Raw genomic sequence first — 22328 nt, 5'->3', positions numbered from 1 at the left:
CCGAGCCTAACCGGGTGACGATGCGGGCCGGGACGGCCCGGCGAGTCCGGTCAGCCCGGTGTGGCCACTCCGCGGTGATCGCGTAGCGCCTGGATCTCGCGTTCGAAATCGTCGGCGGACTCGAACGAGCGATACACCGAGGCGAACCGCAGGTAGGCCACCTCGTCGAGGTCGCGGAGCGGCCCGAGGATCGCCAGGCCTACCTCGTGACTCGGGACTTCGGGGGAACCCGCGGCGCGCACGGTGTCTTCGACCTGCTGGGCCAGCAGATTCAGCGCGTCGTCATCGACCTGGCGGCCCTGGCAGGCGCGGCGGACACCGCTGATCACCTTCTCCCTGCTGAACGGCTCGGTGACGCCGCTGCGCTTGACCACCGCCAGCACCGCGGTTTCCACCGTGGTGAAACGTCGTCCGCACTCGGGACAGGATCTGCGCCGCCGGATGGCCTGACCTTCATCGGTTTCGCGCGAGTCGATCACCCGGGAGTCGGGATGGCGGCAGAACGGACAGTGCATGACCGCTCCTTCACCGTGCCGACAACCAACCGCAGGACTTTGAGCGTACCCGCGCGGTGATCTGCGCGGCCAGCAGAGGTGTTTTCGCGCAACGGTTGTCAGCCGACCGGAGCGATGAGGGTCTGGCCCGCCATCAGGTTGGGCGAGTGCAGCGCGTTCAGTTCGCGGATGCGGTCGGCGACCTGGGCGGTCGGCGCGTCGGGCGCCACCCGGTGCGCAAAGTCCCGCAGCGACTCCCCCGCGTCGACGCGGACGACGGCGAGCCGGTCGGGAACGTGGGCCGCGGAGTTGGTGGAGTCGCCATTGAGCACTTGGCCGACGTTCGCGACGAGACCCAGCCACAGCGTGATCGACCCAGCGGCCAACGCCAGTGCGATGGTCGACGCCCAGGTGGTGGCGCGCCTGCGGTGCGGAGTGACCGACATCGCCACCCCGGTGCCGTGGTAGCGCGTCGGCACACCCGCGGGCCGCGCCGGCGCGGGCCTGCGGGACCGGGCCAGCCCGTCGCGTCCATACCGAGCGCCCTGGACGGGTCCGTTGATCGGGCGCCGAAGACTGCTGGTACGCGGCGCCGGCGTGTGTATGACTGTCATCTTCGTTCCTTCGGTCAACTAGCTCTCGCTCGTGTGTTCGACATTAGTCGCTTGTGTGTTCGAAACCCGAACATTTGAGCGAAGCGTGTCGCACGAGCAAATGCTAGATCACACCACCGACAAGTTCGTCGGCCTCTACCACTGTCACGAGGCGCAAATACCCGATATCTCGAAGAGTTACACATTTGTGATTCACCGCCCGTGAGCCTTTTCCCGTCGGCGCCGGGCGGCGCGACACGCCACTCGAACACATGTTTGATTATTGGTTGGGGTGCGGCTACATTCAGTGCCATGGGTGATAGCAACGACATTTCCTCGGCCGGCCCCGAAGGTCGGTTGCACTCCGTGGATTCCTCGCTGACCGAGCGGCAGCGCACCATTCTGAATGTCATCCGCGCCTCGGTCACCAGCCGCGGCTACCCGCCGAGCATCCGGGAGATCGGCGACGCCGTCGGCCTGACGTCGACGTCATCGGTGGCGCACCAGCTACGCACCCTGGAGCGCAAAGGATACCTGCGGCGCGACCCCAACCGCCCGCGAGCGGTCGATGTCCGGGGGGCCGACGACGACGTGGCGGTGCCCGCCACCGAGGTGGCCGGCTCGGATGCCCTGCCCGAACCGACGTTTGTGCCGGTGCTCGGCCGTATCGCGGCCGGCGGACCGATCCTGGCCGAGGAGGCCGTCGAGGATATCTTTCCGCTGCCTCGCGAATTGGTCGGCGAGGGAACGCTTTTCCTGCTCAAGGTGGTCGGTGATTCGATGGTCGACGCCGCGATCTGCGACGGCGACTGGGTGGTGGTGCGTCAGCAGAACGTCGCCGACAACGGCGACATCGTCGCGGCGCTCCTCGATGGCGAAGCGACCGTCAAGACGTTCAAGCGCGCCGGTGGTCAGGTGTGGCTGATGCCGCACAACCCGACGTTCGACCCCATCCCCGGCAACGACGCGAGCGTGCTCGGCAAGGTCGTCACGGTCATCCGCAAGGTCTAACGCCCACCGGGTCAGTCGGCCCGGGTGAATCCGTTGGCGAGCGCGACTTCTTCGCTCGACAACCAGAGTTCGGCGAGCGTGTCCTGATACAGGTCACTGTCCGGCGTGTAATACAGCCCATACCGGGCGCTGGCCTTGATCGGGTATCCGTCGGGCGCCTGGTACGGGTCATCGAGCGGCAGGTGGATCGTGGGCCGGCCGTCCGGGCCCGCCAAACCATTTTCCGAGCCGTCCTCGGCGTCGTCGGCGGCGGCGTGCCGACCGCTGCGCGCCGACGTCTCGGCCGCGACCGCACCGGCGACCACTGCGTCTGCCGCGTCGGCTCCCGCCGCGGTGTCCGCCGAGTCGGCGTCGGGCTCCGGCGTGGCGAGGTCGAGGTGGTCGTCGTCGGGCTCGGCGGTCTCCAGAGCGCCCGTCACGTCGTCGGTGTCCGGCGGGGTACGGGGAACCGCGACGTCGGGATGCTCGTCGTCCGGGTAGGTCTCCTGCGCGTAACCCGCGTCGGGGGCCTCGGCGTCGACGTAGGCGGCGTCGTCCGCGGTCTCGGGCTCGGCGAGTTCGGGGACCTCGTCGGCGTAGTCGCCGTGGTCGGCCTCGGCGGCGGGATAGTCGGCCTCCGACAGCATTTCCTCGGACACGACGGGGATCGAGTCGGTGTCGACGGCGTCGGGGTCTTCCTGCTCGAACGCGTATTCGCTCATCGCCGGAGCCTGACGTTGCCAGCTGACCCGCCCGGCGTCCGGCGCCATTTCGGCCGGCGCGCTCAGCGGCGTGAACGACTCGGCATCGTGGTCGGAATCGTCGCGGCCCCAGGGCCGGTCGGCGTCGTAGCCGAAGTCCCGGCCGTAGTCGGGCGCATAACCCGCGGCGTCGGCTTGCTCGGGCCGGCGTCGGCGCCAGACGAACAGCACCCAGACCAGCAGCGCGAGCAGCACCAGCACCGGAATGGCGGCCATCAACCACCACCAGTGCCAGGTGAACTTCTTGGCGTGCGCCGGCATGGCCGAATTGCTCGGCTGGTTCTGACCCGACACCTGCAGGCCGGACAGCAGGGGCGCCAGGTTGGAGGGTTCAGTGCTGAACGTGTTCGTGGCCCGGTTCCACGAGATCTTGCCGCCGGTGAACTGCTGCGAAATCACGTCGCCGGTCACGGCCTGGTCGGCCACCGGCGCGCCCAGCTTGCCCGCGGGGGCGCGCAGCTTGTCCCACGCCGGCCTCATCGCGCCGCGTATGACGAACGCGCCGTGGTCCGACGTCCAGAAGATGACGGGCTTGTCGGCGGCGGAGAAGGTGCAGATCTTGCTGGAAGGCCCTATGCCGCCGTCGGTTTCGTTGGTGGTGGGGAAACCGAGGTCGCTGCCGACCGGGCCGCCCAGCGACTCGTATTTGGCCAGGATGTCGCTCTCGACGGCGTTCGCTCCGGTCGCCGGGGTGAAGAAGACTTTGCCGCCGGCGAAGTCCTGGGCGATCCCGTCACCGCCGACGGGATATTGGCCGCCCTGTTTGGCGCCCAACGGCCCGGTGGGTCCGCCGGCCGCGCGCCACGCCGTGTTGATCGCCGCGGTGGGATCGATCGCCACCTGCAGGCCCTTCAACTGGTCGGCCAGCGCCGGGGGCTCGGTGGTGAACTGCTTGGTCTGCCGGTTCCACGAGACCTGGCCGCCGCTGAATTTCTGGGAGGACACCTCGCCGCCGCTATGGGTCTCGTCGCCGACCGGCACACCGAGAACCCCGCCCGAACTGCCCAGCTTGTCCCACGCGGTGTTGAGGGCGCCGCGCACCACGAACGCGCCGTGCTCGGGCGTCCAGAAGATGACCGGCTTGTCGCCGGCCGAGAAGGTGATCACCCGGCTGTCGGGCCCGGACAGACCGGGCACTTCGTTGATGGTCGGAAAGCCCAGATCGCTGCCGGCCGGCCCGCCGAGCTGCTCGTATTTGTCCAGGACGGGCCCATAGGCGAACTTGGCTCCGGTGGCCGGGGTGAAAAACATCTTGCCGCGGTCGAAGTCCAGGGCGAAGCCGTCCCCGACGGGATACACGTCGCCCTTGCGGGCGCCCAGGGGCGAAGTGTCACCGCCGGCCTTGTCCCAAGCGGCCATGATCGCGGCTTCGGCGTCGCCGATCGGACTCGCTACCGCGGTGGGGGTCAGCAGGACGGCGGCCAGTGCGGTGGTCGTCAAGCTGACCAACGCACTTCCGATCAGCTTGCGCATGTGACCTCTCTGCACCTTCACCAAGCCTCCCAGCCGGCGGATACGTATCTATCTGCGGCTATGCCCTTACCTGCATACCGGCGAGCGGGCCGTGCTCGCGCGGAAAACCGACCCGCGCACGATCAGCCTTACCGCCGGGCTCGCATTACTTTGCTCCAGCCAGCAAGAAATGCGAAGTCAAATCACAGATTTTACAAAAACGGATACCCCACCGATATCAAATGATGCGTGCCCATGGCCCAATCGCGACGTGCCGGACCGCCGTTCGCGCCGTGCCATGGCGCACGGGAAGCGGCCGGAACAACCGAAACACTTGCGCCGGCGGCCGGCCGCCGGCCCACGAACGTTGTGCGCGGATGCCGAAGCTTCCCGTTGTCGGCGCAAATTACCAGAGCAAACGAAACGCTATACGCCGAGGCTGCGGCCGATGATCTCCTTCATGATCTCGGTCGTGCCGCCGTAGATGGTTTGCACCCGCGCGTCCAGATAGGCACGGGCAATGGGGTATTCGCGCATGTAGCCGTAGCCGCCGTGCAGCTGCAGGCAGCGGTCGATCAGGTGCACCTGCTTTTCGGTGCAATACCACTTGGCCATCGCGGCCTGTTCGGCGGTCAGTTTGTGGTCCAGGTGCAGGCGGACGAATTCGTCGACCATCATGCGGACCACGGTCGCCTCCGTCGCCAGCTCGGCGAGAACGAAACGGCTGTTCTGGAAGCTGCCGATCGGCTTGCCAAATGCTTTGCGCTCCTTGGTGTATTCAAGGGTCTGTTCCAGCACCTGCTCCATGGCCGCGGCCGCCATGATGGCGATCGAGATGCGTTCCTGCGGCAGGTTCTGCATCAGGTAGATGAATCCCATGCCCTCCTGGCCCAGCAGGTTTTCGACCGGCACATGCACGTCGGTAAACGACAGCTCGGCCGTGTCCTGGGCATCCAAGCCGATCTTGTCCAGGTGCCGGCCGCGCTCGAAGCCCTCCATGCCACGCTCGACGGCGAGCAGCGAGAAGCCCTGCGCCCCCTTTTCCGGGTCGGTCTGCGCGACCACGATCACCAGGTCGGAGTTGATTCCGTTGGTGATGAACGTCTTTGACCCGTTGAGCACGTAGTGGTCGCCCTGCTTGACCGCGCGGGTCTTGATGCCCTGCAGATCGCTGCCGGTGCCCGGCTCGGTCATGGCGATCGCCGTAATCAGCTCTCCGGTGCAGAATTTCGGCAGCCAGCGCTGCTTCTGCTCCTCGGTGGCCAGGGCCAACAGGTACGGCGCCACGATGTCGTTGTGCAGGCTGAAACCGATGCCGCTGTAGCGACCCGCGGTGGTCTCCTCGGTGATGATCGTGTTGTACCGGAAGTCGGGGTTGCCGCCGCCGCCGTACTCCTCGGGCACCGCCATGCCGAGGAAGCCCTGCTTGCCGGCCTCGAGCCATACGCCGCGGTCGACGATCTTCGCCTTCTCCCACTCGTCGTGGTAGGGCGCGACGTGGCGCTCGAGGAAGCCCCGGTAGGACTCACGGAACAGGTCGTGCTCTGACTCGAAAAGAGTGCGCTGGTATTTGATGGCGCTGCTCATGGAAGACCTCCGGCGACTGGAATTTCTGCAGCCCAACATATACCAACCGGACGGTTGGTCGGCAGCTGGCGGGGGTCGCCCGGAGTCGGCGTCTGGGATCTGCGCGCCGCAAATCGCCCGGTCACCGGGGCAATCGCCGCTCAGTCGGCCGAGAACTCGCGCAGCCGGCCGGCCAGGGCGACCGGGACCCGCGCCCTGATCCGGGTGCCGGTGGCGTCGTGTTCCTCCTGCTGGACGCGCCCATCAGCGTGCAGGCGGGCCACCAGGTCGCCCCGGTGGTAGGGGATCACCACGTCCACGGCGGTGTCGGCGGGAACGGCGAGCTCGGCGATGCGGCGGCGCAGGGCGTCGATCCCGTCGCCGGTTCGCGCGGAGACGAACATCGCGTCGGGCAGGGCGTGGCGCAGCTTGGCCAGCGCCAAATCGCTTGCGGCGTCGACCTTGTTCACCACCACCAGCTCCTGCGGCGCGGCGCCGTCGTGGTCGGCCCCGTAGTCGGCGACGACGTCGGAGACCACCTGGCGCACGGCGTTGATCTGCGCCAGGGGGTTGACGTCGGAGCCGTCGACGACGTGCACCAGCAGGTCGGCGTCGACGACCTCTTCCAGCGTGGAGCGGAACGCCTCGACCAATTGGGTGGGCAGGTGCCGGACGAAGCCGACGGTGTCGGTGAGCACGAACGGCCGCCCGTCATCGAATTCGGAGCGGCGGGTGAGGGGCTCCAGCGTGGCGAACAAAGCGTCCTGTACCAGCACCCCGGCCCCGGTCAGCGCGTTGAGCAGGCTCGACTTGCCGGCGTTGGTGTAGCCGACGATGGCGATGGACGGCAGGTCGCTGCGCACCCGCCGGCTGCGCTGGGTGTCGCGGACCTGCTTCATGTCTTTGATCTCGCGGCGCAGCTTGGCCATCCGCTCGCGGATGCGCCGCCGGTCGGTCTCGATCTTGGTTTCACCCGGACCGCGCAGGCCCACGCCTCCCCCGCTGCCGCCGGCGCGGCCACCGGCCTGCCGCGACATCGACTCGCCCCAGCCGCGCAACCGCGGCAGCATGTATTCCATCTGGGCCAGCGTGACCTGCGCCTTGCCCTCCCGGCTGGTGGCGTGCTGGGCGAAGATGTCGAGGATCAGCGCGGTGCGGTCGATGACCTTGACCTTCACGGCCTTTTCCAGGGCGGTCAGCTGCGCCGGGGACAGCTCACCGTCGCAGATGACGGTGTCGGCGCCGGTCGCCAGCACCACTTCGCGGAGCTCGGCGGCCTTGCCGGAGCCGATGTAGGTCGACGGGTCGGGCTTGTCGCGGCGCTGGATCAGCCCTTCGAGCACCTGGGATCCGGCGGTCTCGGCCAGGGCGGCGAGCTCGGCCATGCTGGCCTCGCTGTCGGCGGCGGTGCCGTCGGTCCACACGCCCACCAGGACGACCCGCTCGAGCCGAAGCTGGCGGTACTCGACCTCGGAGATGTCGGTGAGTTCGGTGGACAGGCCGGCGACGCGGCGCAGCGCCGACCGATCTTCGAGGGCGAGTTCGCCCGTGCTGGGCTCCGGTGCGCCCGGAGAGTGATCGCGAAATTCGGGATGTGTCATAGGCAATACAAGATGATGCACGCGAAAAAGGTTTCGCGCATGTGATTTAACGCCGCTGTTCGCGCCACCATTCCTCGCTGAGTTCTCCTTGGGCCACCAGCACCGACGGTCCGCGCAGGAAGCTGGTGGCGTCGGTGACGGTGACGACGACCTCGCCCCCGGGCACCCGCACGGTCAGGGTGCCAGTGGCCGCACCGGCACCGGCCAGCGCGGCGACGGCGGCCGCAACCGTTCCGGTGCCGCACGAGCGCGTCTCGCCGACCCCCCGCTCGTGCACGCGCATGTGCACCGCCCCGTCGGCGGGTGCGGTGACGATCTCGACGTTCACCCCGTCCGGGAACTGGGCGGCGTCGAAGCTCACCGGCGCGGCCACGTCCAGGGCCGCCAACGCCTCGGGGGTCAAATCCGGGTCGACGCAGGCAAGGTGCGGATTGCCGACGTCGACCGCCAGGCCGGAGAACCGCCGGCCGCCCACGACAGCGTCGCCGCTGCCCAGCGTGTTGGCCTTGCCCATGTCGACGCTGACGTCGGCGGTGGTCGCATCGGCGCGATGCACGACGACCGGCCGCGGACCGGCCAGCGAGCCGACCACGAATTCGTCGCGGGATTCCATGCCGCTGGCGCGCAGGTAGTGCGCGAAGACCCGCACGCCGTTGCCGCACATCTGGGCGATGGATCCGTCGGCGTTGCGGTAGTCCATGTACCAGTCGCCGGCGGCCACACCGTCGGGCACCCGGTCGAGCACGCCGGCCGCCAGCGCCGCGCCGGCGGTGGTGACCCGCAGCACGCCGTCGGCGCCCAGGCCGCGGCGCCGGTCGCACAGCGCGGCCACCCGCTGCCCGGTCAGGCTCACCCGGGCCTGCGGGTCCGGCAGCACGACGAAGTCGTTCTGGGTGCCGTGGCCCTTGGTGAATTTCACCTGCTCAGGATACGTGGCGCCAGGCCCGCATGGCGGCGTCGACCACCGCGGCGCGCTGCTGCGGGGTCGCCGCGCCCACGTCGAGCCACCGCACCCGGTGGTCCCGGCGGAACCAGGATCGCTGGCGCCGCACGTAGCGCCGGGTGCCGACGAAGGTCTGCTCGCGCGCCTCCCGCAGCCGGTCCGGGTCGGGTCCCGCCGGACCGCCCGCGTCCAGGGCGGCGAGCACCTGCGCGTAGCCCAGCGCGCGCGACGCGGTGACCCCGTCGCGCAAGCCCCGCTCCAGCAGGGCGATCACCTCGCCGACCAGACCCTGGTCGAACATCGCGTCGGTGCGCCGCGCCAGCCGGTCGTCGAGAATCGTTGTGTCGCAGTCCAACCCGACGATGGCGGTGTCCCAGCGCGGCGCGCCGATCTGCGGCGCGGAGGCGGCGAACGGCTGACCGGTCAGCTCGATCACCTCCAGGGCGCGCACGGTGCGCCGGGCGTCGGAGGGCAGGATCGATGCGGCCGCGGCGGGATCGCGGCGGGCCAGCTCGGCGTGCAGCTCGCCCACCCCCACCTCGGCCAGCCGCTGCTCCCAGCGGGCGCGCACCGCCGGATCGGTGGCGGGGAACGACCAGTCGTCGAGCAGCGACTGGACGTAGAGCATCGAGCCGCCCACGATGACCGGCAGCGCGCCCCGGGCCGCGATAGCTTCGACGTCGGCCGCGGCGGCGCCCTGATAGCGGGCGACGGTCGCGGTCTCGGTGACGTCGAGGACGTCGAGCTGGTGATGCGGGATGCCGCGGCGGGCCTCGACGGGCAGCTTCGCGGTGCCGATGTCCATGCCGCGATAGAGCTGCATGGCGTCGGCGTTGACGATCTCTGCGCTCACACCGAGCCGCTCGACCCGTTCGGCGAATTCGAGGGCGAGCTGCGACTTGCCGGTGCCGGTGGGGCCGATGATCGCCAGGGGGCGCACGGCCGTCACCACTGCCAGGCGCCGGCGAAGTAGCCCACCCCGTAGGGCGCTCCGCGGTACAGCTCCTTGGCCGATCGGGGCCCGGGCCCGGCCAGGCCGGCCAGCACCTGAAACGCGACCCGTCCCAGGATCTGGTCCGGCAGCCGGCCCAGCGCGGTGACGTCGCCGCTGGCCAGCGCGTCGTCCAGGGCCTCCTGCGCGGGGGCGTTGCCGGGGTCGTATCCGCCGGGTGCGCGCGGTGTCAGCGTGTTCGCGCCGTCGGCCACCACCAGCACCCCGACCGGCTCGGGTGAGCGGTCGATCTGTGCGCGCATGCGGGTGCCGAGCTTGCGCGCAGTGGCGTCGTCGTGGTCGGCGCGGTACACCCGGACTACGGCGCTGGCCTGCGGCTGCGCCTGACCACGCACCCAGGCCCCCAGCAACGCGCACACGGGAAGCGACACCGGCGTCGCGGTGTCGTCGGGCTTCGGAGACAACTGAACGGGCACGTCGACGCCGAAACCGGCGAACGTGCCCACGGTGCCGGGACCGAAATCGACGTCGTTCGGGCCGGTCCCGATCACCACCCAGCGGTCGGGCAACAGCGCCGCCGCGGCGAGCGTCGCGGCGACCAGGTCGGCCACCTCGGCGGCGGCCGCTCCGGCCAATTCGGGCACGAGGACGGGCGCCGACGGGACGATCGCGATCGCGCTGAGCACGCCACCAAACTAACGTGGCCGCGCCGACGACCGGGCACGAGTTCGGCTGCGGCGGCAGACCGAGCCCCGGAGGTCACCACCCGGAGGTGTCGGCCACCACCAGGCGATCACTGAAGGGGCCGAAGTCGTCTTCGGCTGACGCCTTCGCGGCCGGCGCTTTTCGCGGGGCGCCGTCCCCGCGGGAATCCGATCGACCGATGCTGGCGGCCTCACCGCGGGCCAGGGCGATCGTGGCGCCGATGACGACGGCGACCGCGCCCACCAGCACGAACGCCTTGGACCCGTGGGCGTTCAGCGTCTCGCCCAGCACCAGCACGCCGAGCAGGCCGGCGACCACCGGCTTGGCCACCGTCATCGTCGGCAACGACGCGGTCAGCGCGCCGGCCCGGAACGCCGATTGCTGGAAGATCATTCCGCACAGCGCCACCAGCAGCCAGGGCACGAATTCCGGCGACGTCAGCACGGCCATCGGGCCGTTTTCGGACATCTCGACGACGCCCTTGGTCAGCACCGCGAACAGCGCCAGCGACGAGCCCGCCACCACCGCGAGCAGCACCGCGGAGAACGGGTTGCCCGACCAGCGCCGCGCCGCCACCACGCAGGCCACCAGCAGCGGGATCATCACCACGGCCACGATCAGCCAGGTCCGCAGCAGCCCGCGCTGGTGCCCGGCCGCGGGGTCGCCGACGATGATGACCACCGCCAGCGCGGCGGCCAGGATGAGCGCCCACATCCACTCCCGCGGCTGCACCCGGTGTCGGGCGAGCCGCGCGTAAATGGGCAGCGCGAACAGCAGCGCGGTCACCTGCAGGGCGGTCACCAAAACCACCGAGCCCCAGGCCAGCGCGGCGGCCTGCAGGCTGTAGTTGGTGATCGCGGCCAGTCCGCCCAGCCACCAGCGGGTGTCCCGCAGCGACATGCGGAACAATTCCAGGTGGCCGACCGGCTTGTCGGTGATCTCGTGCGCGGAGCGCTGACGGATCACGTCGCCGACCGCGGATGCCAGCGCCGCGCACAACGCGAGCAACGCCGCGACATCAACCTTCGACATTTTCGACCCCTTCGCCCCTAGACCGTTCGACCCAGCTTTCCCCGAGGCGCAGGCGAATACACGCACAATTCGCGTTCAGTTCAACTACAAATTTATGACGTTCCACACGTTGCTAACTGCGCCGCAGGTAACCGTTCAACTAATACTTCAGCAATCTATGCAACTCGTGGGATAACTCTAAGAGGAGTACACAGGTAGCTGCGAGCGCCTGACCGAGTCCCTCCGCTGCCAGCGGTTTCGGGCCCCGCGCGGTGGTTTGTGTCACAACTTTCGCCCCGCTCGCCCGGCGAGCCGGCGGCCACGCTGGTCGAGCGGCTGTGCGCGCGGCCGGGCGGCGGTCCCGTCTCCCACCACCGCCACTCGAGCATCCAGCCCGCGTCGGCGCCGCGCCTGGCGGCGGCCCGATCAGGAATGTCAAGGTGGCGGCATGGGACAGAGCAAGCTGCTTGAATATCGTTAAGCGGCTGTTGGGCGAACCCACCTCGGGCATCCGGCAGCTGCGGGAAACGGTGCCGCTACGCGCGGCAGGTGCGCGGGACATGGGGACCGCGCGGAAGGTTGCGAAAGGTAGTGACGAGCGCATGACGTCTAACGAGCCTCGCGACGACTCAGCTCGGCCAGTTCCCCGTCCGGGACCGCGCCCCGGACCCCGCCCGACACCGCGACCCACCACCGCACACCCGCTGGTGATGCCGCCGCCCAGCGACCCGCACCAGTTCGGGCGCGTGGATGGCGACGGCACGGTGTGGCTGATCAGCGCCGCCGGCGAGCGCGTCGTCGGCTCCTGGCAGGCCGGCGATCGGGAGGCGGCGTTCGCCCACTTCGGCCGCCGCTTCGATGACCTGGCCACCGAGGTCACCCTCATGGAGGAGCGCCTGGCGTCGGGAAGCGGTGACGCACGCAAAATCAAAGCGCACGCGGCCGAGCTGGCCGAGACGCTGCCGACGGCGGCCGTGCTGGGGGACATCGACGCCCTGGCGGCCCGGTTGGCCACCATCGCCGAGCTGGCCGAGGCGACGGTCGCCGCGGAGCGCTCCCGGCGTGAGGAACATCGGGCCACGCAGACCGCCCGCAAGGAGGCGCTGGCGGCTGAGGCCGAGGAGCTGGCCGTCAACTCGACGCAGTGGAAGGCCGCCGGCGACCGGTTGCGCGCGATCCTCGACGAGTGGAAGACGATCACGGGCGTGGACCGCAAGGTCGACGACGCATTGTGGAAGCGCTACTCCGCGGCGCGTGAGGCCTTCAATCGGCGGCGGGGCTCGCATTTCGCCGAACTGGACCGGGAGCGTTCGGGGATCCGCCAGGCCAAGGAACGCCTGTGCGAGCGGGCCGAGGAGCTATCCGACTCGACCGACTGGAGCGCGACCAGCGCGGAATTTCGCAAGCTGCTCACCGAGTGGAAGGCGGCCGGGCGGGCGAACCGGGAGGTCGACGACGCCCTGTGGCGGCGTTTCAAGGCCGCCCAGGACGTGTTCTTCACCGCCCGCAACGCGGTGACGGCGGAAAAGGACGCGGAGTTCCGGGCCAACGCGACCGCCAAGGAGGCGCTGCTGGCCGAGGCGGAGAAGCTGGACATCAGCAACCACGACGCCGCCCGGGCGGCGCTGCGCGCGATCACCGAGAAATGGGATGCGATCGGTAAGGTCCCGCGCGAGCGGTCCGCCGAGTTGGAGCGGCGGCTGCGCGCGGTCGAGAAGAAGGTGCGCGACGCCGGCGACATGGGCTGGTCCGATCCGCAGGCCCAGGCCCGCGCCGAGCAATTCCAGGCCCGTGCCGAGCAATACGAACAACAGGCCCGAAAGGCGGCCGCGGCGGGCCGGACAAAGGAAGCCGACGAGGCCCGGGCCAACGCCGAGCAGTGGCGGCAATGGGCGCAGGCGGCCGTCGAGGCCCTCACCCGTAAGCCCTAGCGGAAGTCAGGCGCCCTGGGTCGTTCCGGGGTCGTCGGTGGCCGGGTTGTCCAGACCGTCCAGCAGCGAGGTCGACTGCTGGGCCGCCGCAAGGCGGCGGCGCTGCTGCTCGGCGGCCAGCTGCACGATGGTGCGCGACCAGACCACCCGGGCCCAGTGGTAGGTGAGCACGAGCACGGTCAGCCAGGCGACGATCAAGCCCCAGCCCGGCCCCGGGTGACCCACGGCCACGGTCTGACGCGACCAGATCGCCAGCATGCCCACGGCGCCCGCGATGGCCGTCCCCGCCAACGCGACCCAGGCCAGCGCCCAGCGCCGTGTCACCAGCGCCAGCATCGAAAAGCCCACCCCGAACACCAGCGCCAGCCAGGCGAAGACCCGCGACGGCAGGGCCACGGCCGCGGCACCGGCGTGGTGGCTACCGAACAGAACGTCCCAGCCGCGCACGTCGCCGGTGTGCGGCAGGACAAACGACGCCAGCAGCACGAACACCAGGATCGACACGAAAAAGGCCCGCGGACCCGGGTCGATTCCGCGGGCCACCCGGCGTTCGGCGGCCTCGATCTCGGTGCGCAGGGCGCCGAGCTGTAGGTCTTCGTTGTTCGTCTCGTCTTTCATCATGCACATCCAAGGGGTTCGGGCGGCCCGACGGCCGGCATGCCGAGGCCGATGCCGCGCGGGCGCTGCCCGGCGGCCTGCGCATCACCCGCGCGGGTGCGGCGATGCGTGACGACGCCCGCGTCGGCGATGAGGTGGTGGGGTGCCGCCCCGGTGATCACCGTGGTGACGATGTCGCCGGGCCGGATGTCGCCCGGTGTGTCGACGGCGAAGTGCACCAGCCGGCCATCGCGGGCCCGCCCGCTCATGCGGGCGGTGCGACTGTCCTTGCGCCCTTCGCCGGTGGCGACCAACAATTCGACGGTCTGGCCGATCAACGCCTGGTTGCCCTCCAGCGAGATCGCCTCCTGCAGCTCGATCAGCCGGTCATAGCGTTCCTGCACAACGGCTTTCGGGATTTGCCCGTCGAGTTCAGCGGCCGGGGTGCCGGGCCGCTTGGAGTACTGGAAGGTGAACGCGGCCGAGAACCGGGCCGCCCGCACCACGTCCAGCGTGGCGGCGAAGTCCGCCTCGGTCTCACCGGGGAACCCGACGATCAGGTCGGTGGTGATGGCGGCGTGCGGCATAGCGGCCCGGACCCGGTCGATGATGCCGAGGTAGCGCTCGGCGCGGTACGAGCGCCGCATCGCGCGCAGCACCCGGTCGGACCCGGACTGCAGCGGCATGTGCAGGGCGGGGCAGACGTTCGGCGTCTGAGCCATGGCCTCGATGACGTCGTCGGTGAATTCGGCCGGATGCGGCGAGGTGAACCGCACCCGCTCCAGCCCGTCGATCTCGCCGCAGGCCCGCAGCAGCCGGGCGAAGGCGCCGCGGTCGCGGGGCAGCGCCGGGTCGGCGAAGGACACTCCGTAGGCGTTGACGTTCTGGCCCAGCAGCGTGACCTCGAGCACGCCGTCGGCCACCAGCGACCGTACTTCGGCCAGGATGTCGTCCGGGCTGCGGTCGACCTCCTTGCCCCGCAGCGACGGGACGATGCAGAACGTGCAGCCGTTGTTGCACCCTACCGAAATGGAAACCCAGGCGGCATAGGCGGATTCGCGCGCGCTGGGCAGTGACGACGGGAACTCCTGCAGCGCCTCGGCGATTTCCACCTGGGCGACCTTGTTGTGCCGGGCCCGCTCCAGCAGGGTGGGCAGCGATCCGATGTTGTGTGTGCCGAAGATGACGTCGACCCAGGGCGCCTTGCGCAGCAACGCGTCGCGGTCCTTCTGGGCCAGGCAGCCGCCGACGGCGATCTGCATCTCGGGATTGCCGCGCTTGCGCGGCGCCAGATGGCTGAGGTTGCCGTACAGCTTGTTGTCGGCGTTCTCCCGGACGGCGCAGGTGTTGAACACGACCACGTCGGCGTCGGCACCCTCGGCCGCCCGCCGGTATCCGGCCGCTTCCAGCAGGCCGGCCAGCCGCTCCGAGTCGTGGACGTTCATCTGGCAGCCATAGGTTCGGACTTGGTAAGTGCGCGCCGGTGCGGCGTCCGCCGCAACGGTCTCGTGCACCATCGAAGTCACGGGGCCATGGTACGGCGACCGGTCGGCGCGCGAGAAACCGCACGTCAGGGTTAGACCCGGCGCCGCTCCCGCTCGGCGGCCAGCTCGGCGAAGACGACCTCGCACGCCATGTTCTGGCTGTAGCCACGGCGCGCCAGCATCCCCACCAGCCGTCGGGTCACCCGCGCATCGTCGTCGTTCAGCGTTTCCCGGCGCAGCTTGGACCGGACCAGTTGTTCCGCCCGGTCCCGCTCGGCGCCGGAGTCGATCCCGGCGAGCGCCGCGGTGATCACGTCGTCGTCGACACCCTTGGTGTGCAGTTCGGCGGCCAAGGCACGCTTGCTTTTTCCGGCGTGTGTCCGGCGGGACTGCACCCACTGCTGGGCGAAGTCGGCGTCGTCGATCAGACCGACGGAGGCCAGCCGGTCGAGCACCCGCTCACTGACGTCGTCGGGATAGCCGCGCCTGGCCAGCCGGCCGTACAGCTCGGCGCGGGTGCGCGCTCTCGCGGTGAGCAGGCGCAGGCACAGCGCTCGCGCCTGCTCCTCGCGGGAGGGCTCAGAAGTCGACGGGGGCGGGCAGGACGTCGTCATCGGTCACGACCGCGCCAATGCCGAGCTTTTCCTTGATCTTCTTCTCGATCTCGTTGGCGACTTCGTCGTTCTCCATCAAGAAGGTGCGGGCGTTTTCCTTGCCCTGGCCGAGCTGCTCACCCTCATAGGTGAACCAGGAACCGGACTTGCGGATGAAGCCCTGCTCCACGCCCATGTCGATCAGCGAGCCTTCCCGGCTGATCCCCTGGCCGTAGAGGATGTCGAACTCGGCCTGCTTGAAGGGCGGCGCCACCTTGTTCTTGACGATCTTGACCCGGGTGCGGTTACCGACCGCGCTGGTGCCGTCCTTGAGCGTCTCGATCCGGCGTACGTCCATGCGCACCGACGCATAGAACTTCAAAGCCTTTCCACCCGTGGTGGTTTCGGGGCTGCCGAACATCACCCCGATCTTCTCGCGCAGCTGGTTGATGAAGATCGCGGTGGTACCCGAATTGTTCAGCGCGCCAGTCATTTTCCGCAGCGCCTGGCTCATCAGCCGGGCCTGCAGCCCGACGTGGCTGTCGCCCATCTCGCCTTCGAGCTCGGCGCGCGGCACCAGCGCGGCCACCGAGTCGATGACCAGGATGTCCAGCGCGCCGGAGCGGATCAGCATGTCGGCGATCTCGAGGGCCTGCTCCCCCGTGTCGGGCTGGCTGACCAGCAGGGAATCGGTGTCCACGCCGAGCTTCTTGGCGTACTCCGGGTCCAGCGCGTGCTCGGCGTCGATGAAGGCGGCGACGCCGCCGGCGGCCTGGGCGTTGGCCACCGCGTGCAGGGCGACGGTGGTCTTACCCGAGGATTCCGGGCCGTAGATCTCCACGACCCGGCCGCGGGGCAGCCCGCCGATGCCCAGGGCCACGTCCAGTGCGATGGATCCGGTGGGGATGATCGAAATCGGCTGACGCGTCTCGTCGCCGAGACGCATCACCGAGCCTTTGCCGTAGCTCTTTTCGATCTGGGCCATCGCCAGTTCGAGAGCCTTCTCGCGGTCGGGGGCTTGCGCCATGATGCCTCTCCTATAGTCGGTGTTCGTCTGACCGGTATCGGTCGGTTGGCGGTGACACTAGAGAAGGCCACCGACAAGTTGACTGGCCGAACGCTCACCACACTAGCCGAACAGGTGTTCGATTCAAGTTTGACACGCCGCTGCGCACCGGCACGTGTGGCAACATCGGCGCTCGAACGGCGATCGAACGGCCGACGGGCCTTTCGGGGCGGATCTCCGGCGACAAGCGGTCACGAATCTATGGACATCTCTGGCCAATTGGCCGAAGCGGCTTCCTACGGAGGCTTTTTCGCTCTAACCGTGGGTGGTGACGCGGCGGGATGGCATCCGGCCGCGCGTTCCTACGCCGACGGCTGCGCCGACCTGGTCGACGCCACCGCCCGCCGCTACCACACGACGGACCTGCGGATCGCAGCGTCGCTGGTTCACCTCGGCCACGCCACCCGGCTGTGGTCACCAGTGCTCGCCTGCGCGGTCGGCCACGGCGTCATCCCGGACCTCGACGACCTGCAACGCGCCGACGACGACGCCCGGCTACGCCTGCCCGGGCCCGTCGGGAAACCGGTCGATTCGACGGACACGCTGTACCGGGCCGTCGTCGAAGAGCACCTGCAACCGCTGGCCGCCGGCCTGCGGGTCAACCTGGCGCCCGCCCTGCTCGCGGGCAACGTCGCCTCCGCGCTGGTGGGCGCCGCGCGGGCCCTGGTGGCGGCGCGGCCCGACCTGCGCCCCGCGATCGCCGGTATGACCGAGTCGCTGCTGGGCACCGGCGTGCTGGCCGGATCCGGTGTCATCACCGCCCCGCCGCTGGGCTTCCGGCGCCGCAGCTGCTGCCTCTTCTATCGGCTGCCCGGGGGTTCGCTGTGCGGCGATTGCGTGCTGCACCGCGCACCGGGATAGTGCCGATCGGACGCCGGTGTCGTTTGTCGTTGCCCGGCCGGGGTATCTGGCCACCATGTCCTCAGCCGCAACACCGTCCCTGCGCGCCATCGCGTTGGTCTGCTCGTTGAAGAAGAGCCCGGCGCCGTCGAGCAGCGAACTGATCGCCGACCAGGTGCTCGATCAGCTGCGCGGTGCGGGCGTCGAGGGTGAGAAGGTGCGCTGCGTCGACCTGGCGCTGCTGCCCGGGGTCGAGGCGGACATGGGGCCCGGCGATGAGTGGCCGGCGCTGTTGGACAAGATCAAAGCGGCGGACATCGTCATCGTCTCGACACCCACCTGGGTCGGCCACATGTCCAGCGTCGCCCAGCGCGTCCTGGAGCGCCTCGATGCCGAGCTGTCCGACACCGACGCCGCGGGGCGACCGGCGATGGTGGGCAAGGTGGCGCTGGCCGCGGTGGTGGGCAACGAGGACGGGGCGCACAAGATCGTGGCCGACTTGTTTCAGTCCCTCAACGACATCGGGTTCTCGATCGCCGCGCAGGGCTGCACCTACTGGAACGGCGAGGCCATGCAGGGCACTGACTACACCGACCTCGACGACGTTCCGGAGGCGGTCGCGTCGGCCACCGCGAATGCGGCGCGCAACGCCGTGCACCTCGCCACCGTGCTGCGGCAGAACGGGTACCCGGCGTACGCATAACCCGGGCCGGAATAAGCCGCGGCGATCACCACTGTTCCCGGGGCACGTCGAAGTCGACGCACAGCGCCCGCCACACGTCGCGCGGCTCGATGCCCGCCTCGATGGCCTGGGCGGCCGTGCGCCCGCCGAAGCCGCTCAGCACGTGATCCACCAGGACCGAGGACCCGTACGTGGTGCCGAAGCGCAGCACCACCCGTTCGTGAAACTCCGTTAGCCGCACGCCAGCCAACATACCCAGCCCGCGCGGATCGGACACCTGAGCGTGCGGCCCGCCTATCGCCAGCTGGCCGGCAGGTCGATGATGTGGTTCGGGCAGTCTTCCTGGGCCGCAATCGACATCACGTCGCGAGCGCGTTGGGCCGACATGGTGGCGCGCAACTGCATGAAGGCGTATTCGGCCGGTGCGAGTCCCTGCTGCGCGGCGGCCGGATCGTCCATCAGCCGGCAGGCCTGCTGTTCCTCGGGACTGTCGGCATGCGCGACGGCGGCGAGGCCCAATGAGCCGCTCAACGAGCCGGCCAGCAGGGCGCCGGTGGTGATTGTCGTGATGATCCTCATCGATTGCCTCTCGCCGAAGCATAAGGCGGCCCCGGGCGGCGCGCCGCGGATCATCCGGCCACCGCCAGCGCGTCGCGGCACACCCGGACCGGGTCGGCGACGTCGGCGATGCCGGCGGCCGCCGCCTGCGCCGCCGCGCGGTAGGCCGGCGACGACAGCACCTCGTTGACCGCGGCCACCAACGCGTCGGCGGTCAGCGGCCGGATCAGGCGAGCGCTGCCCTGGCGCAGCACCCGGTTGGCGATCTCCCACTGGTCGCCGCCGCCGGGCACCACCACCAGCGGCACGCCGGCCAGCAGCGTCTTGGCCACCATGCCGTGGCCACCGCCGCAGATCACCACGTCGGCGTGGGCGAGCAGCTCGTCCTGGCGTCCCAGCCCGACGGCCGCCCATGGCGGCACCGTCAGTTCCGGTCCGTCCAGCCGCGACACCAGCAGGCGCGAGCCCGCCGGCATGGTCTCGCCCGGCGTCAGGCACCCCAGCGCGACCTCGGCCAGGCCTTCGGTCCCGATCAATGCGGTCGACGGCGCAATGACCACCACCGGCCCCGAGCCGGCCGGGACCTCGAGGACCCGATCGGTCGGTTCGAAGTGCAGCGGCCCGACCAGGACGGCCTCGGCCGGCCAGTCCGGGCGGGGAACCTCCAGCGCGGGCAGCGTGGCGATCAGCCGCCGCAGCGGCCCGGGATCGCGGGCGGGCAGGCCGATCCCGACGCGGGAAGCCGACCGTTGCCGCAGCCCGGCCCGCCAGGATCGCGCGGTCAACGCGCGCATCGTGGCGTCGCGCAGCCGGCCCCGGATGCCGGTGCCCGGCGCCAGCCCGCTGCCTACCGGCGGCAGTCCTTTCGAAGGCAGATACAGCGGGTGTGGATTGAGTTCGATCCACGGGATGCCCAGCAGTTCGGCGGCCATGCCGCCGCCGGCGGTGATGACATCGGACACCACCAGGTCGGGCGCCAGTTCGCGCAGCGCGGGCGCATTGAGCACGGCCATCCGCGCGGCGCGCCGGTGGATCCTGGCCCCGGCGTCAACGTCGTCGTCGGTGGCGGCCAGCCCGTCCAGCGCGGCGGCGTCGATGCCCGCGCCGCGGGCGGCCTCGAGCCATTCGGCGCCGGTGAAGATGGTGGGCTCGTCGCCGGCTTCGGCGAAGCGTTGGCACAGCGCAATCGCGGGGAACGAATGCCCGGGATCCGGCCCGGCGACCACGGCGACGCGCATCGTGCTCACCCTGCCACAGCGCCCCGCGGCCACGCGCCTACGCTGAGGAAGATGACCGAGCTGACTGGGACAACCGTTGCGAACACCCGCACGGTCGAAAGATTCCTGAACGCGCTGCAGGAGGCGGATTACGACGCCGCGGGCGCCGCGCTGGCCGACGACCTCGTCTACCAGAACGTCGGCCTGCCCACCATCCATGGCCGTGCCAGAGCCATCAAGCTGTTTCGCCAGATGGAGGGCCGCGCGGCCTTCGAGGTGAAGATTCACCGCATCGCGGCCGACGGCGGCGCGGTGCTGACCGAACGCACCGACGCGCTGATCTTCGGCCCGCTGCGCCTGCAGTTCTGGGTGTGCGGCGTGTTCGAGGTCCAGAACGGGCGAATCACGTTGTGGCGCGATTACTTTGACTTCTTCGACATGCTCAAGGCCACCGCGCGCGGCCTGGCGGCGCTGGTGGTGCCGTCGCTGAAAGCGACGTTCTGACACCGCGCCTCGGTGGCTAGCCGGTTCCGCGCAGTCCGCCGAGTTCGCCGAAGGCCTGCGCCCAACCGAGCAGCCGGTCCGTCGCGTCGGCCAGCTCCGCGCGGTAGCGCTGCGACTCGGCCGACCCGTCGCCGTTCGCCGAGGACACCAATTGCGCTGCCGCGGTGACCATTTCGTTGTATTGACGAACGCCGGCGGACAGCTGCGCGGTGAACGCGTTGATGGTGGGCACCAGATAGGTCCGCGATTGTTCGCTCGCCTGCGCCGCCCGCTCCATTGAGATCACCTGCGCGGCGGTGGACGCCATGGCGGCCGAGGTCCTGGTGGCGGCGGCGGTCAGCTCGCGGATCTCGGCGGTCGGCAACATCGCGCCCCGCTCGATCACCGCCACGAGGGAGGAAAATCCGCGCTCGGAGGCGCCCAGCGCGTACATCGCCGGGCGTGCCGCCGAACCCGGCGGCGGTAGCCGGCGCGCCGTGGGGGCCCGCGGCACCGGCAGCGGCTCGGACCGCAGCCAGCGATAGCGAAGCAGCAACAGCGTGGCCGGAATCGCCATGAGAACCGCGACGCCACCGGTGATTTCGAGCAGCAGCGCGAACCAGCCCCAGGCCGCCAGCAGCGTCGTCACCGCGGCCCAGAACACACATCCGGCGCTGAACACCAGGCCCCAGCGCAGCGCGCGCCGGCGGCGACGCAGCTGGCGTGCGCGCGGGTCCGCGGCGGCGCTCAGCTTGCGGGCCACCAAGCCGGAAAGGTCGGCGGCGGTGGCCAGTCCGCGGTGCAGGAGCGCGCGCCACGGACCGGGCTGCGACGCGTTCACCGCCATGACGCTTCGACTACTGGCCAAGTGGCTTCTCGGTGACCGAGCCGCCGGCGCTCTCCGCGGGCGCGGGCGTCGTCCCCGCGGCCTGCGTGCCGCCGGTCGGCAGGGCCTCACCGCGCATCGACGCGCGAATCTGCTCCAGCCGGGAATGACCGGCCATCTGCACCCCGGCCTGCTCGACCTCGAGCATTCGGCCCTGCACCGAACCCTGCGCGAGCTCGGCGGCCCCGATCGCGTTGGCGTACCGTCGCTCGATCTTGTCGCGCACCTCGTCGAGGCTGGGGACGTTGCCGGGGGCGGCGAGATCGCTCATCGATCGCAGCGAGGCGCTCACCTGCTCTTGCATCTTGGCCTGCTCGAGCTGACTGAGCAGCTTGGTGCGCTCGGCGATCTTCTGCTGGAGCACCATGGCGTTCTGCTCGACGGCCTTCTTGGCCTGCGCGGCCGCGCCCAGCGCCTGGTCGTGCAGCGTTTTGAGGTCTTCGACGCTCTGCTCGGCGGTCACCAGCTGGGCGGCGAACGCCTCGGCGGCGTTGTTGTACTCGGTCGCCTTGGCGGTGTCACCGGCCGCGGCGGCCTGGTCGGCCAGGGTCAGGGCCTGCCGGATGTTGACCTGCAGCTTCTCCACGTCCGCCAGCTGACGGTTGAGCCGCATCTCCAGCTGCCGCTGGTTGCCGATGACCTGCGCGGCCTGCTGGGTGAGCGCCTGATGCGTGCGTTGCGCTTCCTCGATGGCCTGTTGGATCTGCACTTTCGGGTCGGCATGCTCGTCGATCTTGGCGTTGAACAGCGCCGTGAGGTACTTCCACGCCTTGACGAACGGATTGGCCATGAGTTAGCTCCACCTTCGCTTCTTGAGGATCCGGATGGTCCCCGGACGGGCCTGAGGGGCTCTGCGCCTGTCGCTCAATTTAGTGGGTCGGCGCCGATCGCCCCACCCCTTACGCGGGATCGGCCGCCCGCGC

23 protein-coding genes are annotated in these 22328 nt (G+C 70.0%); 5 read left to right on the top strand and 18 right to left on the bottom strand.

Annotated features, from left to right (window positions below; genetic code table 11):
- Positions 1-50: 50 nt before the first annotated feature.
- Entirely contained in the window at positions 51-515 is a 465-nt protein-coding gene (nrdR, locus tag BST14_RS06870; RefSeq protein WP_083063831.1) for a transcriptional regulator NrdR, read from the bottom strand.
- A 98-nt stretch (positions 516-613) separates the two neighbouring features.
- On the bottom strand, positions 614-1108 hold the full coding sequence (locus BST14_RS06865; RefSeq protein ID WP_083063830.1) for a LysM peptidoglycan-binding domain-containing protein: 495 nt from the start codon (positions 1106-1108) through the stop codon (positions 614-616).
- Positions 1109-1399: 291 nt separating this feature from the next.
- On the opposite strand from BST14_RS06865, the gene lexA reads away from it, so the two are divergent.
- A complete protein-coding gene (gene lexA, locus BST14_RS06860) occupies positions 1400-2098 on the top strand; it encodes a transcriptional repressor LexA (protein WP_083063829.1) in 699 nt (232 codons plus the stop codon).
- Between the two features lie 11 nt (positions 2099-2109).
- Here lexA and BST14_RS06855 read toward each other — a convergent pair whose 3' ends face one another.
- The 7 genes from BST14_RS06855 to BST14_RS06825 form a co-directional block, all read right to left on the bottom strand.
- The gene (locus BST14_RS06855) at positions 2110-4311 is read right to left on the bottom strand and encodes an LGFP repeat-containing protein (protein ID WP_083063823.1); all 2202 of its coding nucleotides are present in this window, start codon (positions 4309-4311) and stop codon (positions 2110-2112) included.
- A gap of 405 nt (positions 4312-4716) precedes the next feature.
- Positions 4717-5877 (bottom strand): acyl-CoA dehydrogenase family protein, encoded by a 1161-nt coding sequence (locus BST14_RS06850; protein ID WP_083063821.1) that lies wholly within the window; start codon positions 5875-5877, stop codon positions 4717-4719.
- Positions 5878-6017: 140 nt separating this feature from the next.
- On the bottom strand, positions 6018-7457 hold the full coding sequence (gene hflX / locus BST14_RS06845) for a GTPase HflX (RefSeq protein WP_083063819.1): 1440 nt from the start codon (positions 7455-7457) through the stop codon (positions 6018-6020).
- A 46-nt stretch (positions 7458-7503) separates the two neighbouring features.
- Positions 7504-8376 (bottom strand): diaminopimelate epimerase, encoded by an 873-nt coding sequence (dapF, locus tag BST14_RS06840; RefSeq protein WP_083063815.1) that lies wholly within the window; start codon positions 8374-8376, stop codon positions 7504-7506.
- 4 nt (positions 8377-8380) lie between these two features.
- Positions 8381-9340 carry a tRNA (adenosine(37)-N6)-dimethylallyltransferase MiaA gene (gene miaA, locus BST14_RS06835; protein ID WP_083063897.1) on the bottom strand — a complete coding sequence of 320 codons (960 nt, stop codon included), beginning with the start codon at positions 9338-9340 and terminating at the stop codon, positions 8381-8383.
- 5 nt (positions 9341-9345) lie between these two features.
- Positions 9346-10038 (bottom strand): class III extradiol ring-cleavage dioxygenase family protein, encoded by a 693-nt coding sequence (locus BST14_RS06830; RefSeq protein ID WP_083063814.1) that lies wholly within the window; start codon positions 10036-10038, stop codon positions 9346-9348.
- Between the two features lie 73 nt (positions 10039-10111).
- Positions 10112-11089, bottom strand: a complete 978-nt coding sequence (locus tag BST14_RS06825; protein WP_083063813.1) for a DMT family transporter — start codon at positions 11087-11089, stop codon at positions 10112-10114.
- A gap of 581 nt (positions 11090-11670) precedes the next feature.
- Between BST14_RS06825 and BST14_RS06820 the strand changes: the two genes are divergently transcribed.
- The gene (locus tag BST14_RS06820; RefSeq protein WP_083063896.1) at positions 11671-12999 is read left to right on the top strand and encodes a DUF349 domain-containing protein; all 1329 of its coding nucleotides are present in this window, start codon (positions 11671-11673) and stop codon (positions 12997-12999) included.
- Between the two features lie 6 nt (positions 13000-13005).
- Here BST14_RS06820 and BST14_RS06815 read toward each other — a convergent pair whose 3' ends face one another.
- Genes BST14_RS06815 through recA form a run of 4 tightly spaced genes read right to left on the bottom strand, consistent with a single transcriptional unit; the run spans position 13006 to position 16700 of the window.
- The gene (locus tag BST14_RS06815) at positions 13006-13620 is read right to left on the bottom strand and encodes an Rv2732c family membrane protein (RefSeq protein WP_083063812.1); all 615 of its coding nucleotides are present in this window, start codon (positions 13618-13620) and stop codon (positions 13006-13008) included.
- The gene (gene miaB / locus BST14_RS06810) at positions 13617-15113 is read right to left on the bottom strand and encodes a tRNA (N6-isopentenyl adenosine(37)-C2)-methylthiotransferase MiaB (protein ID WP_211280669.1); all 1497 of its coding nucleotides are present in this window, start codon (positions 15111-15113) and stop codon (positions 13617-13619) included. The genes BST14_RS06815 and miaB overlap by 4 nt, the downstream gene beginning before the upstream one ends.
- A 59-nt stretch (positions 15114-15172) precedes the next feature.
- Positions 15173-15694, bottom strand: coding sequence for a recombination regulator RecX (gene recX / locus BST14_RS06805; protein ID WP_083063811.1), 522 nt, complete (start codon positions 15692-15694; stop codon positions 15173-15175).
- Positions 15660-16700, bottom strand: a complete 1041-nt coding sequence (recA, locus tag BST14_RS06800; protein ID WP_083063810.1) for a recombinase RecA — start codon at positions 16698-16700, stop codon at positions 15660-15662. The genes recX and recA overlap by 35 nt, the downstream gene beginning before the upstream one ends.
- A 240-nt stretch (positions 16701-16940) precedes the next feature.
- Here recA and BST14_RS06795 point away from each other — a divergent pair, with 240 nt between their 5' ends.
- Together BST14_RS06795 and BST14_RS06790 are read left to right on the top strand one after the other, a co-directional pair.
- A complete protein-coding gene (locus tag BST14_RS06795; RefSeq protein ID WP_083063809.1) occupies positions 16941-17600 on the top strand; it encodes a (2Fe-2S)-binding protein in 660 nt (219 codons plus the stop codon).
- A gap of 55 nt (positions 17601-17655) precedes the next feature.
- Positions 17656-18282 (top strand): flavodoxin family protein, encoded by a 627-nt coding sequence (locus BST14_RS06790; protein ID WP_083063894.1) that lies wholly within the window; start codon positions 17656-17658, stop codon positions 18280-18282.
- A gap of 25 nt (positions 18283-18307) precedes the next feature.
- Here the strand turns inward: BST14_RS06790 and BST14_RS06785 are convergent, their stop codons facing one another.
- From BST14_RS06785 to BST14_RS06775, 3 genes are read right to left on the bottom strand one after another with little or no spacing between them, the layout of a single operon-like run.
- Positions 18308-18502, bottom strand: coding sequence for a DUF3046 domain-containing protein (locus BST14_RS06785; RefSeq protein ID WP_066860781.1), 195 nt, complete (start codon positions 18500-18502; stop codon positions 18308-18310).
- A 53-nt stretch (positions 18503-18555) separates the two neighbouring features.
- Entirely contained in the window at positions 18556-18840 is a 285-nt protein-coding gene (locus BST14_RS06780) for a hypothetical protein (RefSeq protein WP_169926056.1), read from the bottom strand.
- A gap of 50 nt (positions 18841-18890) precedes the next feature.
- Positions 18891-20057 (bottom strand): glycosyltransferase, encoded by a 1167-nt coding sequence (locus BST14_RS06775; protein ID WP_083063807.1) that lies wholly within the window; start codon positions 20055-20057, stop codon positions 18891-18893.
- Between the two features lie 51 nt (positions 20058-20108).
- Between BST14_RS06775 and BST14_RS06770 the strand changes: the two genes are divergently transcribed.
- Positions 20109-20540: a limonene-1,2-epoxide hydrolase family protein gene (locus BST14_RS06770; RefSeq protein WP_083063892.1), complete on the top strand. Its 432-nt coding sequence runs from the start codon at positions 20109-20111 to the stop codon at positions 20538-20540.
- A 16-nt stretch (positions 20541-20556) separates the two neighbouring features.
- Here the strand turns inward: BST14_RS06770 and pspM are convergent, their stop codons facing one another.
- Positions 20557-21366: a phage shock envelope stress response protein PspM gene (pspM, locus tag BST14_RS06765; protein ID WP_083063806.1), complete on the bottom strand. Its 810-nt coding sequence runs from the start codon at positions 21364-21366 to the stop codon at positions 20557-20559.
- 10 nt (positions 21367-21376) lie between these two features.
- Positions 21377-22195: a phage shock protein PspA gene (pspA, locus tag BST14_RS06760; protein WP_083063805.1), complete on the bottom strand. Its 819-nt coding sequence runs from the start codon at positions 22193-22195 to the stop codon at positions 21377-21379.
- Positions 22196-22328 lie beyond the last annotated feature (133 nt).

Origin of the sequence: Mycobacterium arosiense ATCC BAA-1401 = DSM 45069, from assembly GCF_002086125.1 — a bacterium.
In the GTDB taxonomy this organism is placed as follows: domain Bacteria; phylum Actinomycetota; class Actinomycetes; order Mycobacteriales; family Mycobacteriaceae; genus Mycobacterium; species Mycobacterium arosiense.
The sequence above is the reverse complement of the archived record's forward strand: the minus strand, read 5'-3'. Positions and strand labels throughout refer to the sequence as shown.